This is a genomic window from Rhizobium sp. 05N430 (assembly GCF_056396985.1).
Map to the genome: position 1 here is coordinate 141786 of NZ_JBFTMO010000001.1, position 18977 is coordinate 160762.

Below are 18977 nucleotides of genomic sequence, written 5' to 3' on the forward strand. Positions count from 1 at the left end.
AAACGCCAGCAGGGAGGCCGACATGAATATTTTGCTGCTCACGCGCCTTCCGGCCGTCATCCGACCGCTGGTGATGGCGCGTTCCTGACGCGCAAAAGCTTCTCAAAATCCCCCATTGATCCATTGCGCGGCTGTTGTGGCCTCGCCCCTTGAACGTCCGGTTCCCATATGTGCTCAAGCGCGGATTTGCGCGGGCTGGGAGACGGAACGGTACGGTTCCGGAGCATTTTCATGTTTGGCTGGTTCGAACAGCGGTTGAATCCCTTCCCCAGCGAGGAGCCTGTGGCGCCTCCCACGGGGCTTTTCGCCTTTTGCTGGCACTATACGAAGCCGGCAGCACCCTGGCTGGCGATCATGGCGGTGCTCACCGCGCTGATCGCCGTCGGCGAAGTGGCGCTTTTCCAGTTCCTCGGCGATATCGTCGACTGGCTCGGCAACGCCGATAAGGCGACGTTCATGCAAAACGAGTGGCAAAGGCTCGCCTGGATGGGCGCGCTGATCCTGATCGGCCTGCCGCTGGCGGCGGGCATCGACTCGTTGATCATGCATCAGGTGCTGCTCGGCAACTATCCAATGATCGCCCGCTGGCAGATGCACCGCTTCCTGCTGCGTCACAGCATGACCTTCTTCGCCAACGAGTTCGCCGGACGCGTTGCCACCAAGGTGATGCAGACGTCGCTGGCCGTGCGCGAAACGGTGATGAAGATCCTCGACGTCTTCGTCTATGTCGTCACCTATTTCATCTCGATGATCGTGGTGATCGCTGCGGCAGACTGGCGGCTGATGATCCCGATCCTCGTCTGGCTCGGCGTCTATGTCGGCATCGTCTCCTATTTCGTGCCGCGGCTGCGTCGGATCGCCAAGCAGCAGGCCGATGCGCGCTCGATGATGACGGGGCGTGTGGTTGACAGCTATACGAACATCGCGACCGTTAAGCTGTTTTCGCATGCCGGGCGGGAGGAGAGCTATGCCAAGGAAGGCATGGACGAATTCCTGCAGACGGTGCATGCGCAGATGCGCCGTGTGACGCTGTTCCATATGTCGGTCTACATGAACAACTGCATCGCGCTGTTCGTGATTTCGGGCCTGTCGATCTGGTTCTGGCTGAACGGCGAGATCTCGGTCGGCGCCATTGCCATCGCCATTGGCCTGGCGATGCGTGTCAACGGCATGTCGCAGTGGATCATGTGGGAAGTGTCGGCGCTCTTCGAGAATATCGGTACCGTCTATGACGGCATGGACATGATGACGAAGAGCCACGACATCACCGACAGGCCGGACGCGCCGGTGCTGCAGGCCAAGCGCGGGGCGATCCACTACGAGCGGATCGGCTTCCACTACGGCAAGGGCAAGGGCGTCATCGAGAACCTGTCGCTCGACATCAAGGCCGGCGAGAAGGTCGGTCTGGTGGGCCGCTCGGGCGCCGGCAAGACGACGCTGATGAACCTGCTGCTCCGGTTCTACGACCTGGAAGCAGGGCGTATCACCATCGACGGTCAGGATATCACTGCCGTGTCGCAGGAAAGCCTGCGGGCGCTGATCGGTGTCGTGACGCAGGATACGTCGCTGCTGCACCGCTCGATCCGCGACAATATCGCCTACGGCCGTCCGGATGCGACGGACGCGGAGGTGATCGAGGCGGCGAAGCGGGCGAATGCCTGGGAGTTCATCGAAGGGCTTTCCGACATGCACGGCCGCAAGGGGCTGGATGCGCAGGTCGGCGAGCGCGGCGTGAAACTGTCGGGCGGCCAGCGCCAGCGTATCGCGATCGCCCGCGTCTTCCTCAAGGACGCGCCGATCCTGGTGCTCGACGAGGCAACCTCGGCTCTCGATTCCGAAGTGGAGGCGGCGATCCAGGAAAACCTCTTCGCGCTGATGCAGGGCAAGACGGTGATCGCCATCGCCCACCGCCTGTCGACGCTGACCGAGATGGACCGGCTGATCGTGCTCGACAAGGGCAAGATCATCGAATCCGGCTCGCACAGCGAACTGGTCGGCGAGGGCGGCATTTATGCCGACCTCTGGACCCGCCAGTCCGGCGGCTTCCTGGCCGATCACGAGGAAGAAGCCGACGCCGCGGCGGAGTGAAAATCAGAAAGCCCTTCCGGCGGAAGCCGGGAGGGCTTCTTAACTGTTGAGAACAATTAAGAAGATGTGCTATCTTTTCTTCCAAGGAGAACGTGATGGCGACCGTGACGATTTCACTGCCTGACAGTCTGAAGACCTTTGTCGAAAGCCAGATGGCAAGCAAAGGCTATGGCAATGTCAGCGAATATTTCCGCAGCCTTATTCGAGACGCGCAGACGCGCGAAAACGACGCTCGCCTGGAAGCGCTTCTTCTGGAAGGTCTCGCATCAGGTGAGGGGTCGGAAGTCACGCCCGAGTTCTGGGCCGATCTGAAAAAGGAGGCCGCGCAGTTGCTCGCAGCGCAGCAGGAGAAGAAGCTGCGGTGAAACTCGTCGTCAAGCCTGCCGCGCGCCGCGATATTCTTGCGCAAGCCGTGTATTTCGCGGAGCAGGGCGGCGAGGCGCTTGCCAATCGGTTTTTGCACTCCGCCGAGAACTCGCTCACGCATTTGCTGGATCATCCTCGGGCCGGCGCTCCCAAGTTTTTCGACAACCCGGCGCTGGCAGGGTTGCGGTCCTGGCCGGTCGCGAATTTCGAAGATGTGAGAGCGTACTATCTGGCGACCAGCACCGAGCTTTCGGTGTTGCGCGTCCTGCATGGGAAGCGCGACCTGCCGCACATTCTGGGCGACGGCTAAAGGCTATCCGCCCAGTCGCGGATGCGGTGGGTCTCGACGATGAACATGGTGTTGGCGCTGGCAAGCGTGCGCAGGTCGAGCAGGCGGCGTTCTTCTTCTCGCTCCAGCCATACGGCGACGGCCTCGCTGACGATCGTGTCGTGGTCGATCCCGAGATGTTCGGCGGCGGCCATCAGCCTTTCCGCAATTGGAAGCGGAATATGCACTCTCAGCATTTTCGTTTCCATGCCTGGATGTCTCCGTTGAGCGTCGATTGTACTCCGAGATTGTGGCGAGGTCAGCGGCATTCAACACGCCTCACGCCGATATTATCGAATATTACCAAAATATAAGGTTGTGTCAGCCGCCGTTACTCTTTGCCGGTCCGGGGTTTTTGCCTATATCGGCAATCATGTTGCTGCGCCCCATTCTCAACCTGTTCGAAACCTGGATCGACCCCTTCCGTCAGCGGGATAATATCCAGCCGCCGCGTTCGACGCTGGGCTTCATCTGGTTCTACATCGGCCAGGCACGATGGCCCTTCATTGCGATGCTCGTGCTCGGCGGCATGTCGGCGGCGATCGAGGCCGCGCTCTTCTGGTTCGTCGGACGTCTCGTCGATATCCTGAGCACCATCAAGCCCGGAGACGGCTGGAGCAAACTGCTTGGCGATCACGGCGCAGAGCTGTTCGGGATGCTGGCGCTGATCGGCATCGTGCGCTTCGTCGTCGCCTTCCTGATCGCGCTGGTCGATCAGCAGGTGATCACGCCGGGATTTTACAATCTGGCCCGCTGGCAGTCCTATCTGCATGTATCACGCCAGTCGCTGCAGTTCTTCCAGAGCGATTTTTCCGGCCGTATCGTTTCAAAGGTCTGGTCGGCGGGGCAGGCGGTCGGCGATCTCGTGACGTCGCTGATGGAGAGCGTCTGGTTCGTCGGCATCTATGCGGCTGCGACGCTGGTGCTGGTTGCGAGGCTCGATTTCTCGCTCGCGGCCGTGGTGTTTTTCTGGATCGTCGCCTTTGGCGTGCTGGCGCGCTATTTCGTGCCGCGCATCCGCTTCCACTCCCGCGAAACGGCCGAGGCGGCGTCGATGCTGAATGGCCGCATGGTCGATTCCTACAGCAATATCCAGACGCTGAAGCTGTTTGCCCGCGACGAGGAAAGCGACCGCTACATGCGGCAGGGCTTCGATATCTATCAGGAAACGGTGCTGCGCTTCACACGCTTCATCACCGGCGTGCGTGCCTCCATGGCGCTGCTGTCGGGCCTGATGATCGTCACCATGGCGGGCCTCAGCGTCGATCTGTGGCTACGTGGGCTGGTCAGCTCCGGTGCTGTCGCCTTTTCGCTGGCGCTGGTGCTGCGCCTGAACTTCCTGCTGGGCCGGCTGATGACGCAGTTCAACGGCATTATGCGCAATCTCGGCACGATCCAGAATTCCGCGGAGCTGATTTCTCAGCCCCTCGGGCTTGTCGACCGGCCCGACGCGCGCGAACTCGTCATCCGCGAACCGAGCATCCGCTTCGAGAACGTTTCGTTTCACTACGGCAAGAGCAAGGGTGTGATCGACAACTTCTCGCTGACAGTCGCACCCGGCGAAAAGGTCGGTATCGTCGGGCGTTCAGGTGCCGGAAAATCGACGCTCGTGAACCTGCTGCTCAGGATGTACGACGTCGAGGGCGGCCGCATTCTCGTCGATGGCCAGGACATTGCCGCCGTGCGCCAGGAGACGCTACGCATGCAGATCGGCGTCGTCAGCCAGGATACGTCGCTGCTGCACCGCTCGGTGCGCGACAACATTCTGTTCGGCCGCCCGGATGCAGGCGAGGGCAAGCTGATCGAGGCGGCGAAGCGCGCCGAAGCCATGGGTTTCATCGACAGGCTGCAGGACCAGAACGGCCGCAAGGGCTTCGACGCCCATGTCGGCGAGCGCGGCGTCAAGCTCTCCGGCGGCCAGCGTCAGCGTATCGCGATTGCCCGCGTGATGCTGAAGGACGCGCCGATCCTCGTGCTCGACGAAGCCACTTCGGCGCTCGATTCCGAAGTCGAGGAGGCGATCCAGTCGAACCTCAACCGCATCATGGACGGCAAAACGGTGCTGGCGATCGCTCATCGGCTCTCGACCATCGCCGCGCTCGACCGGCTGATCGTCGTCGATCAGGGGCGAATCATCGAGGAAGGCACGCATGAGGCGCTGATTGCCAAGGGCGGGCTTTACGCCGAACTCTGGGCCCGGCAGTCCGGCGGGTTCCTCGCCTCCGATGACGGCGCTGGCGAGGGTACGGGCGGACGCGAGGCCAAGGTGGTCTAGAGCAGAGGCTCCAGCGCCCTCCAATCCCGCGAAGCCTACGGATTGACTTGAAAATTTCATCTGAAATTTCCCGCGACATTGTGCCGTCAGCCCCTTGTCAAGGGTAGACATAATTTGCGATCAAGCATAGAACGCGCCGGATTGGTGGGGAGTCTGTGGCCGAATTGTGTCTTCAACAGATTCGTCGCTGAGAGGGGCAGGGCGGAATTCCGCGAAAATTGCGCAGAGGATGGTTTAGCCGTGAGCGAACACGATACGACAAGCGGGGCTTCATCAGAGCCCACTCGCCGTGATTTCCTATATCTCACCACTGGTATGGCGGGTGCTGTCGGCGCCGTTGCGGTTGCATGGCCGTTCGTCGATCAGATGCGTCCGGATGCATCGACACTGGCACTGGCTTCGATCGAAGTCGATGTCACGAGCCTGACGCCCGGCATGTCGCTGACCGTCAAGTGGCGCGGCAAGCCGATCTTCATCCGCAATCGTACGCCGGAAGAGATCAAGGCTGCTGCGGATACGCCGCTGGCCGACCTCAAGGACCCGGTTGCGCGCAACGCCAACCTTGCTCCCGATGCCCAGGCGACCGACCTCGATCGCTCCGCCGGCAAGGACAAGGAAAACTGGATCGTCATGGTTGGTACCTGTACCCACCTCGGTTGCGTACCGCTCGGCCAGGCCGGCGAATACAACGGTTGGTTCTGTCCCTGCCATGGTTCTGTCTACGATACGGCCGGCCGTATCCGTAAAGGCCCTGCGCCGCAGAATCTGGCTATTCCGACCTTTTCGTTCGTGTCCGACACTAAGATCAAGATCGGTTGAGGGGAGACTGATACATGAGTGGCCATTCCAGCTACGAGCCATCAACCGGCTTGGAAAAATGGATCGATGCGCGCCTTCCGCTGCCGCGTATGATCTATGACAGCTTCGTTGCATACCCGGTTCCGCGTAACCTGAACTATGCCTATACCTTCGGTGCCATGCTGTCGGTCATGCTGATCGTTCAGATCCTGACCGGCATCGTGCTTGCCATGCACTACGCCGCCGACACGTCGATCGCCTTCAACTCGGTTGAAAAGATCATGCGTGACGTCAATCACGGCTGGCTGCTGCGCTACATGCACGCCAACGGCGCATCGTTCTTCTTCGTTGCGGTTTACCTGCACATCGCCCGTGGCCTCTATTACGGTTCGTACAAGGCGCCGCGCGAAATCCTCTGGATCCTCGGCGTCGTCATCTACCTGTTGATGATGGCAACCGGCTTCATGGGCTACGTTCTGCCATGGGGTCAGATGTCCTTCTGGGGCGCGACCGTTATCACCGGTTTCTTCTCGGCCTTCCCGCTGGTCGGCGAATGGATCCAGCAGTTCCTGCTCGGCGGCTTTGCCGTTGATCAGCCGACGCTGAATCGCTTCTTCTCGCTGCACTATCTGCTGCCTTTCATGATCGCAGGCGTTGTTATCCTGCACATCTGGGCACTGCACGTGACCGGCCAGACGAACCCGACAGGCGTCGAAGTCAAGACGAAGACGGATACCGTCCGTTTCACACCTTACGCGACCCTCAAGGATGCGCTCGGTGTTTCGATCTTCCTGCTGGTTTACGCCTATTTCGTCTTCTACCTGCCGAACTTCCTCGGCCACGCCGACAACTACATCCCGGCTGACCCGTTGAAGACGCCTGCCCACATCGTTCCGGAATGGTACTTCCTGCCGTTCTACGCGATGCTGCGCTCGATCACCTTCAATGTCGGCCCGATCGACTCGAAGCTCGGCGGCGTTCTGGTGATGTTCGGCGCGATCATCGTGCTGTTCTTCCTGCCCTGGCTCGATACGTCGAAGGTCCGTTCGGCCGTCTATCGTCCCTGGTACAAGCTGTTCTACTGGCTGTTCGTGATCAACGCGATCATCCTCGGCTGGCTTGGTTCCCAGCCGGCTGAAGGTCTCTTCACCACCATCTCGCAGATTTGCACGCTCCTCTACTTCGCCTTCTTCCTGGTGGCGATGCCGGTGCTGGGTCTTGTCGAGACACCGCTGCGCGTTCCGAACTCGATCACCGAAGCGGTGCTCGAGAAGAAGAACAAGTCTGCGGCCAAGGCATAACCGAGCGGCGGAAGGAATTAAAAACATGAAAAAGCTTGTTACAAGCATTCTGTCGCTCGCAATTGCAGCCACCTTCGCCGGTGCTGCTCTTGCCGAAGACGCGGCGCCTGCGGCTGGCGCAGCGCCTGCTCATCACGAGGAAGCGACGCCTCATTATCCCCTGAAGGAGCCGACCGAGGAAAAGTGGAGCTTCGCTGGTCCCTTCGGTCACTATGACAAGGGTCAGCTGCAGCGCGGTCTGAAGGTGTATACCGAAGTCTGTTCCGCCTGCCACTCGATGAACCTCGTCCCGTTCCGCATGCTGAGCAACCTCGGTTACTCCGATGCGCAGGTGAAGGCATTTGCGGCCAACTACGAAGTGCAGGACGGCCCTGATGCCAGCGGTGAGATGTTCACCCGCAAGGCTGTTCCGTCCGACCATTTCCCGTCGCCATATCCGAACCCTGAAGCGGCTGCGGCCTCCAACAACGGTGCTGCCCCGCCGGATATGTCGCTGCTCGCCAAGGCACGCGAAGTCGAGCGCGGCTTCCCGCAGTTCGTCTTCGATATCTTCACGCAGTACCAGGAAAGCGGCCCGGATTACATCCACTCGCTGCTGACGGGCTACCAGGATCCGCCGGCTGGCTTCCAGGTTCCGGCTGGTGCCCACTACAACCCGTACTTCCACGCCGCCGCCGCCTTCGCCATGCCGAAGCCGCTCTCTGACGACCAGGTCACCTATGACGATGGTTCGCCGCAGACCGTGGATCAGTATTCGCGCGACGTTTCGGCCTTCCTGATGTGGGCTGCCGAGCCGCATCTCGAAGAGCGCAAGCGCACCGGTTTCATGGTGATGATCTTCCTGCTGATCTTCTCGGGCCTTATCTATCTGACGAAGCGCTCGGTCTATGCCAGCAAGGACCACTGAGCGGTTCTCGTTCGAATAAGCAAAAGGCGGCCTCCGGGCCGCCTTTTTTGTTGGTTCCGGGAATGGCAATTGATAGGGTGCAGCCTCTTTGTGCCCTCGCAGACAGACGGACTTTCCATGAACAACATTGCCTCGGAGCTTGCCGCCAGCATTCGCTCCATCGCCGATTATCCGAAGCCCGGCATCATCTTTCGCGACATCACCACGCTGCTCGGCAATCCGCGCGCCTTCCGCCGCGCCGTCGACGAGCTGGTGCAGCCCTATGCCGGTCTGAAGGTCGACAAGATCGCCGGCATGGAGGCTCGCGGCTTCATTCTCGGCGGCGCCGTGGCCCACCAGCTGTCCGCAGGCTTCGTGCCGATCCGCAAGAAGGGCAAGCTGCCGCATGAGACCGTGCGGATCGCCTACAGCCTGGAATATGGCGTCGATGAAATGGAGATGCACCGGGATGCGGTGCAGCCGGGCGAGAAGGTGATCCTCGTCGACGATCTGATCGCGACCGGGGGCACGGCTGTCGGCGCGACGAAGCTGCTGCGCCAGATCGGCGCTGAAGTCGTCGGCGCCTGCTTCGTCATCGACCTGCCGGATCTCGGCGGCCGCAAGAAGCTCGAAGAGCTCGGCGTCGACGTTCACACGCTGGTCGAGTTTGCCGGGCACTGACGCCCGGCTTGTCCTACTCGAATTCGAGGACGCTGCTTTCGAAGCGGATCACCGGGATGCCGTCCTGATTGATGCCTTCGTTGAGGATCTTGTTCAGGTGCCAGCCCGGGCGCGATGCCAGCGGGCGGCTGGACAGGAAGGTCACCGAATAGGCGACCGTCTCGTCAACGAAGACCGGCTTCAGCCATTGCAGATTTTCGAAACCGGGCGAGGGGCCGAGCTTCGGGGCGGCGAGCCCCTCCTGCGCCAGGCGGACGCTTTGCGCCATCCAGTAATCCAGGAAGGTTCGCATCCAGGCGGCGCAATTGTGCCAGCCGGAAGCGCAGAGATCGCCGAACAGCGTGTCCTTGGCGGCCTCGCGGTCAACATGGAAGCGCTGGGGATCGAAGCGGGTGGCGAAGTGGACGATGCGCTCCTCGGTGAAGGTGTAGCTGCCGATCTCGACCTTCTGGCCGACGTCATAGAGCTCGGTCATCCTCATGGGCGTGCCTCGGCCGCTTCGCGGGTGCTGAACATGATCCAGTTTTCCGAATAGCAGACGAGCTCACCGCGTTGGTTTTCGATCTCGTGCTTGAAACGCGCAATACCGATGCCGGGCCGCGAGCGCATCAGGCGGGATTCGAGCACGATCGAGCGTCCGGAGAGCGTATCACCGGATAGAACCGGCTTCTTCCATTCCATGATGTCGATGCCGGGCGCGCCCTGCGAATAGGAGTTCAAGAGATAGCTCTCGGCCATCATCCGCATGAACAAAGCCGAGGTGTGCCAGCCGGAAGCGGCGAGGCCGCCGAGGATGCTCGCCTTGCCGCCAGCTTCGGAGGTATGCATCGGCTGCGGATCGAATTCGGTGGCGAATTCGATGATCTCTTCTGATGTTACAGGGATCGGGCCGAGCGGGAAGCTGCGGCCCGGCGCGAAATCTTCAAATACCAGTTTGTCTTCTGACATGCGGATGCCTGCGCTCTAGGAAGTGACAGCTACTTAAAATAGCATAACGTCCAACTCAACGTTTCCAAGAGGATAAACCTGGATGAGCGAATTGCGGTCGGTGCTATCGGATGCGGAGCGCGAGGGCTTGATTTCCAGCGATGCCAGCGCCCGGCTGCTGCCGTTTCTGGTGGCGCGCGGCGTGACCGTGGCTGCACCAGCGCCGGCGGATGACGTCATCCGCGTTGCCGCACGGTCGGACACGGAGACACCGCGCTTCATTCGCGGGTTTCACGACGTTCTGATCACCATCGGTATTGTCATCGCGCTTGCCGGGCTCTGGGGGCTGGTGACAATCTTTGCGGTCATCCCGGCGATCATCGTCCTGTCTGAAATTCTGGTGCGCCGCCAGCGGCTGGCGCTTCCTGCCGTGGCGCTGACGATCGCGCTTTCCTGCGCGACCTTCAGTCTGGCCCGCGTCTGGTGGCCGGGCGGCATCACCGTGTTTTCGAGCGGCATCGGGACGACCGGGCTGACGGCAATCTCTTGCGCCGCCTTCGGCCTCTACTACCTGCGCTACCGGGTTCCGTTGTCGCTGGCACTCTGCATCGCGTCGGCATTTGCGATGGTGCTGTCGATTGTCCTTCGTGGCCTGGTGTGGGCGAGCGGCGATGAGCTGCTTCTCGTCAATCATCCGGCGATCGTCTCGTGGATCAGCATCGCCAGCGCCGTGGCGCTTTTCGCGACGGCGCTGCGTTTCGATCTCAGCGACATCAAGCGCGTCACCACGCGATCGGACATTGCCTTCTGGCTGCATATGGGAGCGGCACCGGCGCTGCTTTACAGCATCGTGTCGCTGTCGCTCTTCAACGGCGGCTTGACGGAACTGGCGCAGACCGTGTCGATCAAGACGCCGCTGGTCGTCTGCACGGTGGCGGTTCTGATGCTGATCGGCCTGATCATCGACCGGCGTGCCTTCGTGACTTCGGGGCTCTTGTCGCTCGGTTTTGCGATCTACGGGATTTTCCAGCAGGGACACTGGGCGATGGACACCTACGTCTTTGCTACGCTTCTGGTCATTGGCGTGATCGTGCTTGTCATCGGCACTGGCTGGATGCCGCTCAGGCGGCGGGTGGTCAATGCGTTGCCGGCCGCGCTGGCAAGGCGACTGCCGCCCGCATGAGGGCGGCAGTGCGCTTTTTGATCAGGTGTTGAAGCGGAAGTGGATGACGTCGCCGTCGGCGACGATGTATTCCTTGCCTTCGTCGCGGCCCTTGCCAGCTTCCTTGGCGCCGACTTCACCCTTGAAGTTGATGTAGTCGTCATAGCCGATGGTGAAGGCGCGGATGAAGCCGCGTTCGAAATCGGTGTGGATGACACCGGCGGCGGCGGGCGCCTTGGTGCCGCGGACGATCGTCCAGGCGCGCGTTTCCTTCGGGCCGACGGTGAAATAAGTGATCAGGTCGAGCAGGTGGTAGCCGGCGCGGATGAGGCGGTCGAGACCGGCTTCTTCGAGGCCAAGCGCGGAGAGGAACTCCTTCGATTCCTCTTCCGGCAGCTGTGCGACTTCGGATTCGATCGCCGCAGAAATGACGACGCATTCGGCACCCTGCTGCTTTGCCATCTCGGCAACGGCCTTGGTGTGCTCGTTGCCGGTGGAGGCGTCCGCTTCGGCGACGTTGCAGACGTAAAGAACCGGATGCGAGGTCAGCAGATTGAGGCCCTTGAGGATCTCGATTTCCTCAGGTGCCAGCGTCTTCAGGAGAAGGCGGGCCGGCTTGCCCTCGTTCAGCAGCTTGATGACGGCTTCCATGACCGGCAGCTGAGCCAGCGAATCCTTGTCCTTGCTGGCGGCGCGCTTGCGGGTCTGCTCGACGCGGCGCTCCAGGCTCTCGAGGTCGGCGAGCATCAGCTCGGTCTCGATCGTGTCGGCATCGCCGACCGGATTGATGCGGCCCTCGACATGGGTGATGTCGTCGTCTTCGAAGCAGCGCAGCACGTGGACCACGGCATCGACTTCGCGGATGTTGGCCAAGAACTTGTTTCCGAGGCCTTCACCCTTCGACGCACCGCGCACCAGGCCGGCGATATCGACGAAGGAAATGCGCGTCGGAATGATTTCCTTGGAGCCGGCAATCGCTGCCAGCTTCTGCATGCGCGCGTCGGGAACGGCGACTTCGCCGGTGTTCGGCTCGATGGTGCAGAACGGATAGTTTGCCGCCTGCGCCGCTGCCGTCTTGGTGAGCGCGTTGAAAAGGGTCGACTTGCCGACATTCGGCAGACCGACGATACCGCATTTGAAGCCCATGGCTGAATGTCCGTATTCGCTGAAATCGTTGCCTTGCCTATGGGGGAATGGCGCCCCGCGGTCAAGACTTGCGATGATCCGCGAGGCATCAACCTTGCCGGTAAGGCAGATTTGCCTTACTTTAAAAGAGAAGGAGAAGTCGATGGTTCGCTTGAAAGTGACCGCCAAGGGACAGATCACGCTGAAGAAGGAGGTGCTCGATCACCTGGGCATTAGCCCGGGCGATGAGATCGACGTCAATCTTCAACCGCAGCGCCAGGCAACACTCCATGCGATTTCGGGCAAGCTGCCGATCGAATCCCTATTTGGGATGATCAAGAACGAGGCAGGCGTGCATCTTACCATTGACGAAATCAACGAAGCGATTTCGGACGGGTGGGCCAACAGGCGATGACGATTGTCATCGACACGAACGTGCTGTTGCGCTTGGTGATCGAAGATGACACCGGAGAGACGGAGCAAGCGCAGGATGCCTTGGCCAGCGCCAGCCGGGTTGTAGTGCCTGTTGTCGCAATCTGCGAAGCAATATGGGTTCTGCGACGCCGCTATAAGGTCGGAGGAGAGCCGTTGCAGGCGTTTGTGAGGCGTCTTCTCGAAACGGATAAGCTTCTTATGGACCGGGTTGCCGTCGAGGCGGGAATAAACATGATGGAGCGGGGCGGCGATTTTGCCGATGGTCTCATCGCCCTCGACGGCAGGCGTCTCGGTGGCGAGACCTTTGTCAGCTTCGACAAGAAGGCTGTAGCACTTCTCACTGCTTCGGGCTTGAACTGCAGACTTCTACGGCCACATAAATGATTGCGCATAGCTGATCGCGATCAGGCGCATCTTTCCCATATGATAACGGCAGACTCCCGATGAGTGACAATGATGTTGTCCTGACACCGAAAACTAAGACGAAGCTGAAGCTCGACAAGCCGAAGCTTTACAAGGTCATTCTGTTCAACGACGATTATACGCCGCGCGAATTCGTGACCATGGTGCTGAAGGCCGTGTTCCGGATGAGCGAGGAGGCCGGCTATCGCGTCATGCTGACGGCGCACAAGCTCGGGTCGAGCGTCGTCGTTGTCTGTACCAAGGACATTGCCGAGACCAAGGTCAAGGAAGCGATGGACTATGCCAAGGAAGCGGGATTCCCGCTGATGCTGACCGCCGAACCCGAAGAATAGCTTGGCGATCTCTTAACCAGCCTCCTTAATCGAATGTCCGAGGTTTTTCGCCAAAGTGGCGGAAACGGCGGAGGCTCGAGATGCCTGCGGAAGCGGCGACCTGGCATTATTTCGTGGCGGCGGCGATCTTTGCGCTGCTTGGCGCCATTGGTCATGTCTGCCGGGCGGTATTCAACGTGCTGCCCGATCGCATCACCGACCGGCCGCTGATGGATCTGCCGCTGTCCAGCGGCTACAATCTCCCAGACCTGCTGTTCGGCACCGAGTATGACGACAACGGCTATTACCGGCTGGACAGCCTCAAGAATTTTCGCATCTCGGTGATGCTCAGCACCATCGGCGGGTTGCTGGTCATGCTGTTTTCGCCGGGTGCCTCAGGCGCTGTTGCCTGGATGATCGACAGCGGGCTTTCAGCCTTGTGGAACCTCTTTCTCTACCGGCTGCACGAGACCGGGCTGTTCTGAGGTCAGCGCCCTGCCGGCCGCCGCACCTGGTAGCCGGTCTTGTCCTGCGCGAAGCCGCAGCGCTCGTAGAAGCGCAGCGTTGCCGGATCCTTCGAGCCGGTCAAAAGCATCACCTTGTAGCATCCGGCGTCCCAGGCTGCGTCGATCGCATGGGCGATCAGTGCTGCGCCAAAGCCCTGTTTGCGATGGTCAGCACCGGTGACGACATTCTCGATCAGCGCGTAGGACGCGCCGTTGCGGGTGAGATTGGGGATGACGACGAGCGTTACGGTGGCGGCGGCTACTTTTCCGGCAAAGCCGATGAAGATGCGCATGCCCGGCTGTGCCAGGATCGCGGTCATGCGCTCTCCGGCAACGGCTGTATCGATCGGGGGATCTGACGGGTTCAGCTCAGCATAAAGGCCAAGCAGGGCAGGGAGATCGCCGGCCTCGGCTGCGCGGATCGCGAGCGGCGTGCTCATCCGGTCAGTCGCCCTTGTTGCCGAGCAGCTTCTTCAGCATCTCGGCCATCGGGCCGCTGGCCGGCAGGATCTTAGGCTGGTTGTGGTTGCGGGCCTGATGGATATGGGATCTCGCCGCCGGCTTCTTTTCGGCCTTCGGCTTCTCCTCTTCCGCCTTGCCGCCGACGGCGAGCGCCAGTTTGTTCATCAGCTGCGAATCCTCGTTGCGAACCAGCATGCCGGCATTGTCGGCGAGCGCATCCAGCAGCGGTTCCAGCCAGCTCTGGTCGGCCTTGGCGAAATCGCCGAGGACGTGATGCTGCACCATTTCCTTGACGCCGGGATGGCCGATGCCGAGGCGCAGGCGGCGGTATTCGCGGCCGCAATGGGCGTCGAGCGACTTGATGCCGTTGTGGCCGCCATGGCCGCCGCCGGTCTTCAGCCGCGCCTTGCCGGGCGCCAGATCCAGCTCGTCATAGATGGCGACGAGATCGGACGGCTGCAGCTTGTAGAAACGCATGGCTTCGCCGACGGATTCGCCCGACAGGTTCATGTAGGTCTGCGGCTTGATCAGCAGCACCTTTTCGCCGTCGAGTTCGCCCTCGGCGATCTCGGCCTTGAACTTCTTCGACCAGGGCGAAAAGCTGTGGCGGCGGTGGATGGCGTCAACCGCCATGAAACCGATATTGTGGCGGTTGCCGGCATATTTGCTGCCGGGATTGCCGAGACCCGCGATGATCAGCATGGGCCAATCCATTCCTTGAAAATCCGATGCCCGTTTCACCACCGCGAAACGGGCGTGAAGTCAAGCGCTAAGGCTGGAGCAGCCTGTCATTGCAGCAGGTTGAGGCCGTATTTCAGGAAGATCTGCTTTTGCGTGCCATCGGCAATCAGCTTGTCGAGCGAGGCCTGCATCTTGCGCAGGAGATCGTCCGGAAAGTCCTTCTGGCAGGCAATGCCCATCGGCTGGCTGGAGAGCACCGTCACCATCTCCAGCGGCTGGTCCTGCTTCAGCTTGTCGAAATAGAGTTCCGAGATCGGCATCATGTCGATGCGGCCGCCCAGGAGCTTGCGCATCGTGGCGTTGAAATCGCTGGCGACATCGAGCTTGGGGAAGCCTTTTTCCTTCAGCGTCGTCTCGGTGTAGTCCTCGCGCCAGGTGCCGACCAGGTACTTCTTGGCTTCTTCCAGATTGTCGGCGGTGACAGCGGAGTCCTTGGCCTTGATCAGGATGTTGCGGTCGATGAGCAGCGGCTCCACCCATTTGAACAGGGGATCGCGAAGACCGTTATGAGCTGTGGCGAAGACGCAGGTCATCGGCGTGCTTTGCGCCAGCGTGTAGGCGCGGGCCCAGGGCATCATCTCGATCGTATAGTCGACGCCGATATCGGCCATCACCTTCTCGACCTGCTCGACGGTGGCGCCCTTGATGACCTTGCCGTCGCGGTAGTTGAAGGGTGCGTAGTCTTCAGTCGTGAAGGACACCGTTTGCGCGGAGGCTGCGGCAGGCAGGATGAGGAAGGCGAGAAGCAGCAGCTTTTTCATCGCATAACTCCTGAGTTTGTTGGTCTATGACGCACGCGCCACGAAGGGGATGACGCCGCTCAGCTTCTCGATCAGCTGCGCTGCGGTCTGCGGCCGGTGGAAGAGATAGCCCTGTCCATAATCCAGCCCCATCTGCTGCAGCGTCCGGCATTCCTCTTCGGTCTCGATGCCCTCGGCAATCACGGTGCAGTTCATCTTGTGCGACAGCGTGGTGATCGCCTCGATCAGCATCCGGCTCTTCATGCCGACATCGTCGTTGCCTTCGTTGATGGCGCGGGTAAAGGACTGATCGATCTTGATGATATCAACCGGGAAGCGGTTGAGATAGCTCAGAGACGAGTAGCCGGTGCCGAAATCATCCAGCGCGATGCGGCAGCCGAAGCGTCGCAGTTCGGTGACGATCATACGGATCTGCGGGTTGTCGTGCATCAGCACGGCCTCGGTGATCTCGACGACGATGCGTTCGGGACGGATGCTATGACGGCCGAGCAGACCGGCCAGACGCGAGGGCAGGGCGGGCTCGAACTGCAGTGGCGAGAAATTGATCGCCAGGTAGGTGTCCTGCATGCCGGTAATCCGGGAGATGCGGGAGAGATTGGAAATCGCCTTCTCCATGATGACGTTGCCGATGCGGACGATCTTGGCCGTCTCTTCGGCGACGTTGATGATCTCGGCCGGAGGCATCAGGCCCTTTTGCGGATGGTTGAGGCGCATCAGCGCTTCAAAGCCTGCGATGTTGCCGTGGGTCAGGCCGACGATCGGCTGCAGGTAGGCTTCGAACCAGTCCTCGGCGAGGCCGGCCTCGATGCAGCTTTCGATCTCGGCGCGGCTGCGTGCGGTGTCGAGCATGGCGTTGTCGAACAGGCGGGCGCCGTTCTTACCGTCGCGCTTCTTGGCATACATCGCCATGTCGGATTTCTGCAGCAGTTCCGCCGCATTGGCCGCATGGCGCGGGTAGATGGCGACGCCGACGGAGGCGCTCAGATGCAGGTCGGGGCCGAAAGGCGTGTCGAAGATTGTGGCGATCTGATCGCACATCGCCCGCGCCCGCTTCTCGGCATCAGCGGCCGGCAGCAGGATGGCGAATTCGTCGCCGCCAAGGCGGGCGGCTTCGTCGGATGGGGCGAGATGGGTCTTGAAGCGGGCAACGAGCTCACGCAGCGCCCGGTCGCCTTCGGCATGGCCCATATTGTCGTTGATCCACTTGAAGCGGTCGAGATCGACGAACAGGCACGCAAGCTCCTGGCCCGCTGCGTCCGCTTCGGCGATTTTGCGGTCGAGCACGGCTTCGAAGCCCTGGCGGTTCAAGAGGCCGGTCAGGTGATCGGTGATTGCCTGGCGGTGGTTGCGGTCTTCGGAGGCCTTGAGCTCGGTCACGTCGGTCATGACCGACAGCGACAGCTTGTCGGTGCCGCCGGTCGCGGCGTTGGATTCCAGGATCAGCACGTCGATGACGCGGCCATCGGCGCATCTGAACTTGACCGTGACGTCGAGCGCGCCTTCCTCGGCAGTGTTCCTGCGCGACAGGAAGATGTCGCGGGTATCCGGCATGACGAGATCGGCGAACTTGCGGCCGACGGCGTCGGTGCGGCTGTAGCCGGTGGCGACCAGCCAGTAATCGCTGACGGCTGTGATGCGGTCGTCCTCGTCGAGCGAGAAGAGCATGGCGGGCGTCAGGTCGTAAATGTCGGTGGCGCGGCGATGGGCGAGCTTCAGCTCCTTTTCCTCGCGCTCCAGCTTGGTCTGCATGTCGTTGAAGCTGCTGGCAAGGCGGCCCATCTCGTCACCGGACTGCCAGTCGACGTGATGGCGCGAGCCGAGCTGGCTGGTGGCCTCGATCGCCGCAATGAGGCGCATCAGCGGGTGGATGACGAAGATGCGGTTGCCGATCAGCGCGCTACCGAAGACGGCGAGAACCGCGAAGATGAAGATCGAGATGAAGACCACTTCCTCATGCTTCAGGCCGGAGAAGAGGCCGAGCTTCGGATAGTAGACGGAGATGCTGCCGAGGTTCTTCGGACCATCGACATTGTTGTAGATGATGGCACGCGAGACCTGCTCCAGGTCGCCGCTGAACGACTTCGGAATGGTGCTCTGGGTGATATCAAGCTGGCCGGACTGGTCGCGGACCTCAACCTTGACGATGGCACCCTGGGAAACGATCGTCGCAGAAATCTGCGTGACGCTGTCTTCGTCGAGATCCCAGAGCGGTTTGGCGAGCGCCTGGGAATTGGCAACCAGAAGCACGGAGATGTGGTCGCGGATTTCCTTGTCAGCGCGTTCTGAAGAGAGGAAGAGAAAAAGCACAAAAAGCGGCGCGACAAAAACAAGTAGCGCACCGCAGACAATCGCAAAAAATCTATTTTCAACGGAATTATTCATTGTTCCGTTTTCTCCCCGGCCGCTTCTTCTTCGGCCGCCTTCTAATATACGGCGATATGGCAATAACTTTGGGGAGAATGCTTCCATGAATGTGTTAAAGCTTGCTGAAACGGTTGTAGCCAGCAAATGAAAAGGCCCGCTTTCCGGGAAGGAAGCGGGCCTTATGCTTTACAAATTGATAGGAAGCTTATCAGGCTTCAGCGCCGCCTTCGGCTTCAGACGTGTCTTCTTCGACGCCAGCTGCCGGAGCAACGATGGTGGCGATCGTGAAGTCACGGTCGATAACCGTGGTGACACCCTTCGGAAGGGTCACTTCCGAGATGTGGATGCTGTCGCCGATCTTCTTGCCGCTCAGGTCGACGTTAAAGAATTCCGGGATGGCATTGGCCGGGCAGTGAACTTCAACTTCGTGACGAACGATGTTGAGAACGCCACCGATCTTGAGACCCTGCGACTTCTCTTCGTTGATGAAGTGAACCGGGATCTCAACGGTAACCTGCGTGTTGCCGGAAACGCGGAGGAAATCCACGTGCATCGTGAAGTCACGAACCGGGTCGAGCTGGTAGTCCTTCGGGAGAACCTGGTACTTCTTGCCGCCGAGGTCGATCGTGGCAACGGTGGTCATGAAACCGCCGGCATGGATACGCTTCGTCACCTCGTTGGTGTTGAGCGTAATGGAAATCGGGGCCTGCTTGTCACCATAGATGACAGCGGGAATCAAACCGTTGCGGCGAAGTTCACGGGCGGACCCCTTACCAACCCGTTCGCGCGCCTCGGCCTTGAGCTCGTAAGTTTCGTGGCTCATGGCTATTCCTTTCGAGGTTATATGGAGAGTCGAAGTCCGGCATATGCCGTCCTTTGACTGGAAGCACCTTTTTTGGGAAGCTTCATCCGCATTGCCTCCAAGGGTGTCTGTGCGGACGCGTGCGCTATAGTATAAGTCCGGCTGAAACGCAAGCTCGGCAGGGCCGGGCGCGCCCTTTGCTCCTGTGGTTGTAGCTTTCTTTTGCGCGGTTGTA

22 protein-coding genes are annotated in these 18977 nt (G+C 60.6%); 13 read left to right on the forward strand and 9 right to left on the reverse strand.

The features are described 5' to 3' along the window. Nucleotides 1-231 precede the first annotated feature (231 nt). The 3 genes from AC1DJO_RS00705 to AC1DJO_RS00715 all read left to right on the forward strand — a co-directional run bounded on the left by AC1DJO_RS00705 (nt 232) and on the right by AC1DJO_RS00715 (nt 2764). Nucleotides 232-2088 carry an ABC transporter ATP-binding protein gene (locus AC1DJO_RS00705; RefSeq protein WP_477968442.1) on the forward strand — a complete coding sequence of 619 codons (1857 nt, stop codon included), beginning with the start codon at nt 232-234 and terminating at the stop codon, nt 2086-2088. Between the two features lie 95 nt (nt 2089-2183). Then, the gene (locus AC1DJO_RS00710) at nt 2184-2453 is read left to right on the forward strand and encodes a ribbon-helix-helix domain-containing protein (RefSeq protein WP_477968444.1); all 270 of its coding nucleotides are present in this window, start codon (nt 2184-2186) and stop codon (nt 2451-2453) included. After that, entirely contained in the window at nt 2450-2764 is a 315-nt protein-coding gene (locus AC1DJO_RS00715) for a type II toxin-antitoxin system RelE/ParE family toxin (protein ID WP_477968446.1), read from the forward strand. The genes AC1DJO_RS00710 and AC1DJO_RS00715 overlap by 4 nt, the downstream gene beginning before the upstream one ends. Here the strand turns inward: AC1DJO_RS00715 and AC1DJO_RS00720 are convergent. Next, nucleotides 2761-2991 carry a CopG family transcriptional regulator gene (locus AC1DJO_RS00720; protein WP_112515738.1) on the reverse strand — a complete coding sequence of 77 codons (231 nt, stop codon included), beginning with the start codon at nt 2989-2991 and terminating at the stop codon, nt 2761-2763. The genes AC1DJO_RS00715 and AC1DJO_RS00720 overlap by 4 nt on opposite strands. A gap of 164 nt (nt 2992-3155) precedes the next feature. Here AC1DJO_RS00720 and AC1DJO_RS00725 point away from each other — a divergent pair, with 164 nt between their 5' ends. The 5 genes from AC1DJO_RS00725 to AC1DJO_RS00745 all read left to right on the forward strand — a co-directional run bounded on the left by AC1DJO_RS00725 (nt 3156) and on the right by AC1DJO_RS00745 (nt 8723). Then, on the forward strand, nt 3156-5057 hold the full coding sequence (locus tag AC1DJO_RS00725) for an ABC transporter ATP-binding protein (RefSeq protein WP_477968448.1): 1902 nt from the start codon (nt 3156-3158) through the stop codon (nt 5055-5057). A 240-nt stretch (nt 5058-5297) separates the two neighbouring features. Then, on the forward strand, nt 5298-5876 hold the full coding sequence (gene petA / locus AC1DJO_RS00730) for a ubiquinol-cytochrome c reductase iron-sulfur subunit (RefSeq protein WP_112515740.1): 579 nt from the start codon (nt 5298-5300) through the stop codon (nt 5874-5876). 14 nt (nt 5877-5890) lie between these two features. After that, complete coding sequence (locus AC1DJO_RS00735; RefSeq protein ID WP_112386256.1) at nt 5891-7156, forward strand: cytochrome b; 1266 nt, start codon at nt 5891-5893, stop codon at nt 7154-7156. A gap of 25 nt (nt 7157-7181) precedes the next feature. Further along, entirely contained in the window at nt 7182-8063 is an 882-nt protein-coding gene (locus AC1DJO_RS00740; RefSeq protein WP_112386257.1) for a cytochrome c1, read from the forward strand. Nucleotides 8064-8180: 117 nt separating this feature from the next. Beyond that, nucleotides 8181-8723 carry an adenine phosphoribosyltransferase gene (locus tag AC1DJO_RS00745; RefSeq protein ID WP_112515742.1) on the forward strand — a complete coding sequence of 181 codons (543 nt, stop codon included), beginning with the start codon at nt 8181-8183 and terminating at the stop codon, nt 8721-8723. A gap of 13 nt (nt 8724-8736) precedes the next feature. Here the strand turns inward: AC1DJO_RS00745 and AC1DJO_RS00750 are convergent, their stop codons facing one another. Together AC1DJO_RS00750 and AC1DJO_RS00755 are read right to left on the reverse strand one after the other, a co-directional pair. Continuing rightward, the gene (locus AC1DJO_RS00750) at nt 8737-9204 is read right to left on the reverse strand and encodes a MaoC family dehydratase (RefSeq protein ID WP_477968450.1); all 468 of its coding nucleotides are present in this window, start codon (nt 9202-9204) and stop codon (nt 8737-8739) included. Beyond that, nucleotides 9201-9671: a MaoC family dehydratase gene (locus AC1DJO_RS00755; protein WP_477968452.1), complete on the reverse strand. Its 471-nt coding sequence runs from the start codon at nt 9669-9671 to the stop codon at nt 9201-9203. Before AC1DJO_RS00755 ends, AC1DJO_RS00750 begins: the two co-directional genes overlap by 4 nt. Nucleotides 9672-9753: 82 nt before the next feature. On the opposite strand from AC1DJO_RS00755, the gene AC1DJO_RS00760 reads away from it, so the two are divergent. After that, the gene (locus tag AC1DJO_RS00760) at nt 9754-10833 is read left to right on the forward strand and encodes a hypothetical protein (protein ID WP_477968454.1); all 1080 of its coding nucleotides are present in this window, start codon (nt 9754-9756) and stop codon (nt 10831-10833) included. A 21-nt stretch (nt 10834-10854) separates the two neighbouring features. Here the strand turns inward: AC1DJO_RS00760 and ychF are convergent, their stop codons facing one another. Next, on the reverse strand, nt 10855-11958 hold the full coding sequence (ychF, locus tag AC1DJO_RS00765; RefSeq protein ID WP_477968456.1) for a redox-regulated ATPase YchF: 1104 nt from the start codon (nt 11956-11958) through the stop codon (nt 10855-10857). Nucleotides 11959-12031: 73 nt separating this feature from the next. Here ychF and AC1DJO_RS00770 point away from each other — a divergent pair, with 73 nt between their 5' ends. The 4 genes from AC1DJO_RS00770 to AC1DJO_RS00785 all read left to right on the forward strand — a co-directional run bounded on the left by AC1DJO_RS00770 (nt 12032) and on the right by AC1DJO_RS00785 (nt 13591). After that, nucleotides 12032-12352 (forward strand): AbrB/MazE/SpoVT family DNA-binding domain-containing protein, encoded by a 321-nt coding sequence (locus AC1DJO_RS00770; RefSeq protein ID WP_310294378.1) that lies wholly within the window; start codon nt 12032-12034, stop codon nt 12350-12352. Beyond that, the gene (locus tag AC1DJO_RS00775; protein WP_477968458.1) at nt 12349-12756 is read left to right on the forward strand and encodes a type II toxin-antitoxin system VapC family toxin; all 408 of its coding nucleotides are present in this window, start codon (nt 12349-12351) and stop codon (nt 12754-12756) included. The genes AC1DJO_RS00770 and AC1DJO_RS00775 overlap by 4 nt, the downstream gene beginning before the upstream one ends. A 59-nt stretch (nt 12757-12815) precedes the next feature. Beyond that, entirely contained in the window at nt 12816-13127 is a 312-nt protein-coding gene (gene clpS / locus AC1DJO_RS00780; protein ID WP_112386265.1) for an ATP-dependent Clp protease adapter ClpS, read from the forward strand. Between the two features lie 80 nt (nt 13128-13207). Then, nucleotides 13208-13591, forward strand: a complete 384-nt coding sequence (locus tag AC1DJO_RS00785) for a hypothetical protein (protein WP_477968460.1) — start codon at nt 13208-13210, stop codon at nt 13589-13591. A 2-nt stretch (nt 13592-13593) separates the two neighbouring features. On the opposite strand, the gene AC1DJO_RS00790 is transcribed toward AC1DJO_RS00785, so the two are convergent. From AC1DJO_RS00790 to AC1DJO_RS00810, 5 genes are all read right to left on the reverse strand, one after another. Then, nucleotides 13594-14052 carry a GNAT family N-acetyltransferase gene (locus AC1DJO_RS00790; RefSeq protein WP_477968462.1) on the reverse strand — a complete coding sequence of 153 codons (459 nt, stop codon included), beginning with the start codon at nt 14050-14052 and terminating at the stop codon, nt 13594-13596. Nucleotides 14053-14056: 4 nt separating this feature from the next. Continuing rightward, nucleotides 14057-14776, reverse strand: a complete 720-nt coding sequence (gene pth / locus AC1DJO_RS00795; RefSeq protein WP_477968464.1) for an aminoacyl-tRNA hydrolase — start codon at nt 14774-14776, stop codon at nt 14057-14059. Between the two features lie 86 nt (nt 14777-14862). After that, nucleotides 14863-15576: a substrate-binding periplasmic protein gene (locus AC1DJO_RS00800; RefSeq protein ID WP_112386268.1), complete on the reverse strand. Its 714-nt coding sequence runs from the start codon at nt 15574-15576 to the stop codon at nt 14863-14865. Between the two features lie 24 nt (nt 15577-15600). Next, on the reverse strand, nt 15601-17958 hold the full coding sequence (locus AC1DJO_RS00805) for an EAL domain-containing protein (protein WP_477968466.1): 2358 nt from the start codon (nt 17956-17958) through the stop codon (nt 15601-15603). Between the two features lie 190 nt (nt 17959-18148). Then, nucleotides 18149-18763 (reverse strand): 50S ribosomal protein L25/general stress protein Ctc, encoded by a 615-nt coding sequence (locus tag AC1DJO_RS00810; RefSeq protein ID WP_112386270.1) that lies wholly within the window; start codon nt 18761-18763, stop codon nt 18149-18151. Nucleotides 18764-18977 lie beyond the last annotated feature (214 nt).

Bases quoted from the DNA above. Each gene is read 5' to 3' on its own strand.
- AC1DJO_RS00785 (WP_477968460.1), top strand. From the start codon at position 13,208: ATGCCTGCGGAAGCGGCGACCTGGCATTATTTCGTGGCGGCGGCGATC.
- AC1DJO_RS00770 (WP_310294378.1), top strand. From the start codon at position 12,032: ATGATCCGCGAGGCATCAACCTTGCCGGTAAGGCAGATTTGCCTTACT.
- clpS (WP_112386265.1), top strand. From the start codon at position 12,816: ATGAGTGACAATGATGTTGTCCTGACACCGAAAACTAAGACGAAGCTG.
- AC1DJO_RS00800 (WP_112386268.1), bottom strand. From the start codon at position 15,576: ATGAAAAAGCTGCTGCTTCTCGCCTTCCTCATCCTGCCTGCCGCAGCC.
- AC1DJO_RS00810 (WP_112386270.1), bottom strand. From the start codon at position 18,763: ATGAGCCACGAAACTTACGAGCTCAAGGCCGAGGCGCGCGAACGGGTT.
- AC1DJO_RS00755 (WP_477968452.1), bottom strand. From the start codon at position 9,671: ATGTCAGAAGACAAACTGGTATTTGAAGATTTCGCGCCGGGCCGCAGC.
- AC1DJO_RS00745 (WP_112515742.1), top strand. From the start codon at position 8,181: ATGAACAACATTGCCTCGGAGCTTGCCGCCAGCATTCGCTCCATCGCC.
- AC1DJO_RS00750 (WP_477968450.1), bottom strand. From the start codon at position 9,204: ATGAGGATGACCGAGCTCTATGACGTCGGCCAGAAGGTCGAGATCGGC.
- AC1DJO_RS00725 (WP_477968448.1), top strand. From the start codon at position 3,156: ATGTTGCTGCGCCCCATTCTCAACCTGTTCGAAACCTGGATCGACCCC.
- AC1DJO_RS00720 (WP_112515738.1), bottom strand. From the start codon at position 2,991: ATGGAAACGAAAATGCTGAGAGTGCATATTCCGCTTCCAATTGCGGAA.
- AC1DJO_RS00710 (WP_477968444.1), top strand. From the start codon at position 2,184: ATGGCGACCGTGACGATTTCACTGCCTGACAGTCTGAAGACCTTTGTC.
- AC1DJO_RS00705 (WP_477968442.1), top strand. From the start codon at position 232: ATGTTTGGCTGGTTCGAACAGCGGTTGAATCCCTTCCCCAGCGAGGAG.
- AC1DJO_RS00790 (WP_477968462.1), bottom strand. From the start codon at position 14,052: ATGAGCACGCCGCTCGCGATCCGCGCAGCCGAGGCCGGCGATCTCCCT.
- AC1DJO_RS00805 (WP_477968466.1), bottom strand. From the start codon at position 17,958: ATGAATAATTCCGTTGAAAATAGATTTTTTGCGATTGTCTGCGGTGCG.
- AC1DJO_RS00735 (WP_112386256.1), top strand. From the start codon at position 5,891: ATGAGTGGCCATTCCAGCTACGAGCCATCAACCGGCTTGGAAAAATGG.
- AC1DJO_RS00740 (WP_112386257.1), top strand. From the start codon at position 7,182: ATGAAAAAGCTTGTTACAAGCATTCTGTCGCTCGCAATTGCAGCCACC.
- ychF (WP_477968456.1), bottom strand. From the start codon at position 11,958: ATGGGCTTCAAATGCGGTATCGTCGGTCTGCCGAATGTCGGCAAGTCG.
- AC1DJO_RS00760 (WP_477968454.1), top strand. From the start codon at position 9,754: ATGAGCGAATTGCGGTCGGTGCTATCGGATGCGGAGCGCGAGGGCTTG.
- pth (WP_477968464.1), bottom strand. From the start codon at position 14,776: ATGCTGATCATCGCGGGTCTCGGCAATCCCGGCAGCAAATATGCCGGC.
- AC1DJO_RS00775 (WP_477968458.1), top strand. From the start codon at position 12,349: ATGACGATTGTCATCGACACGAACGTGCTGTTGCGCTTGGTGATCGAA.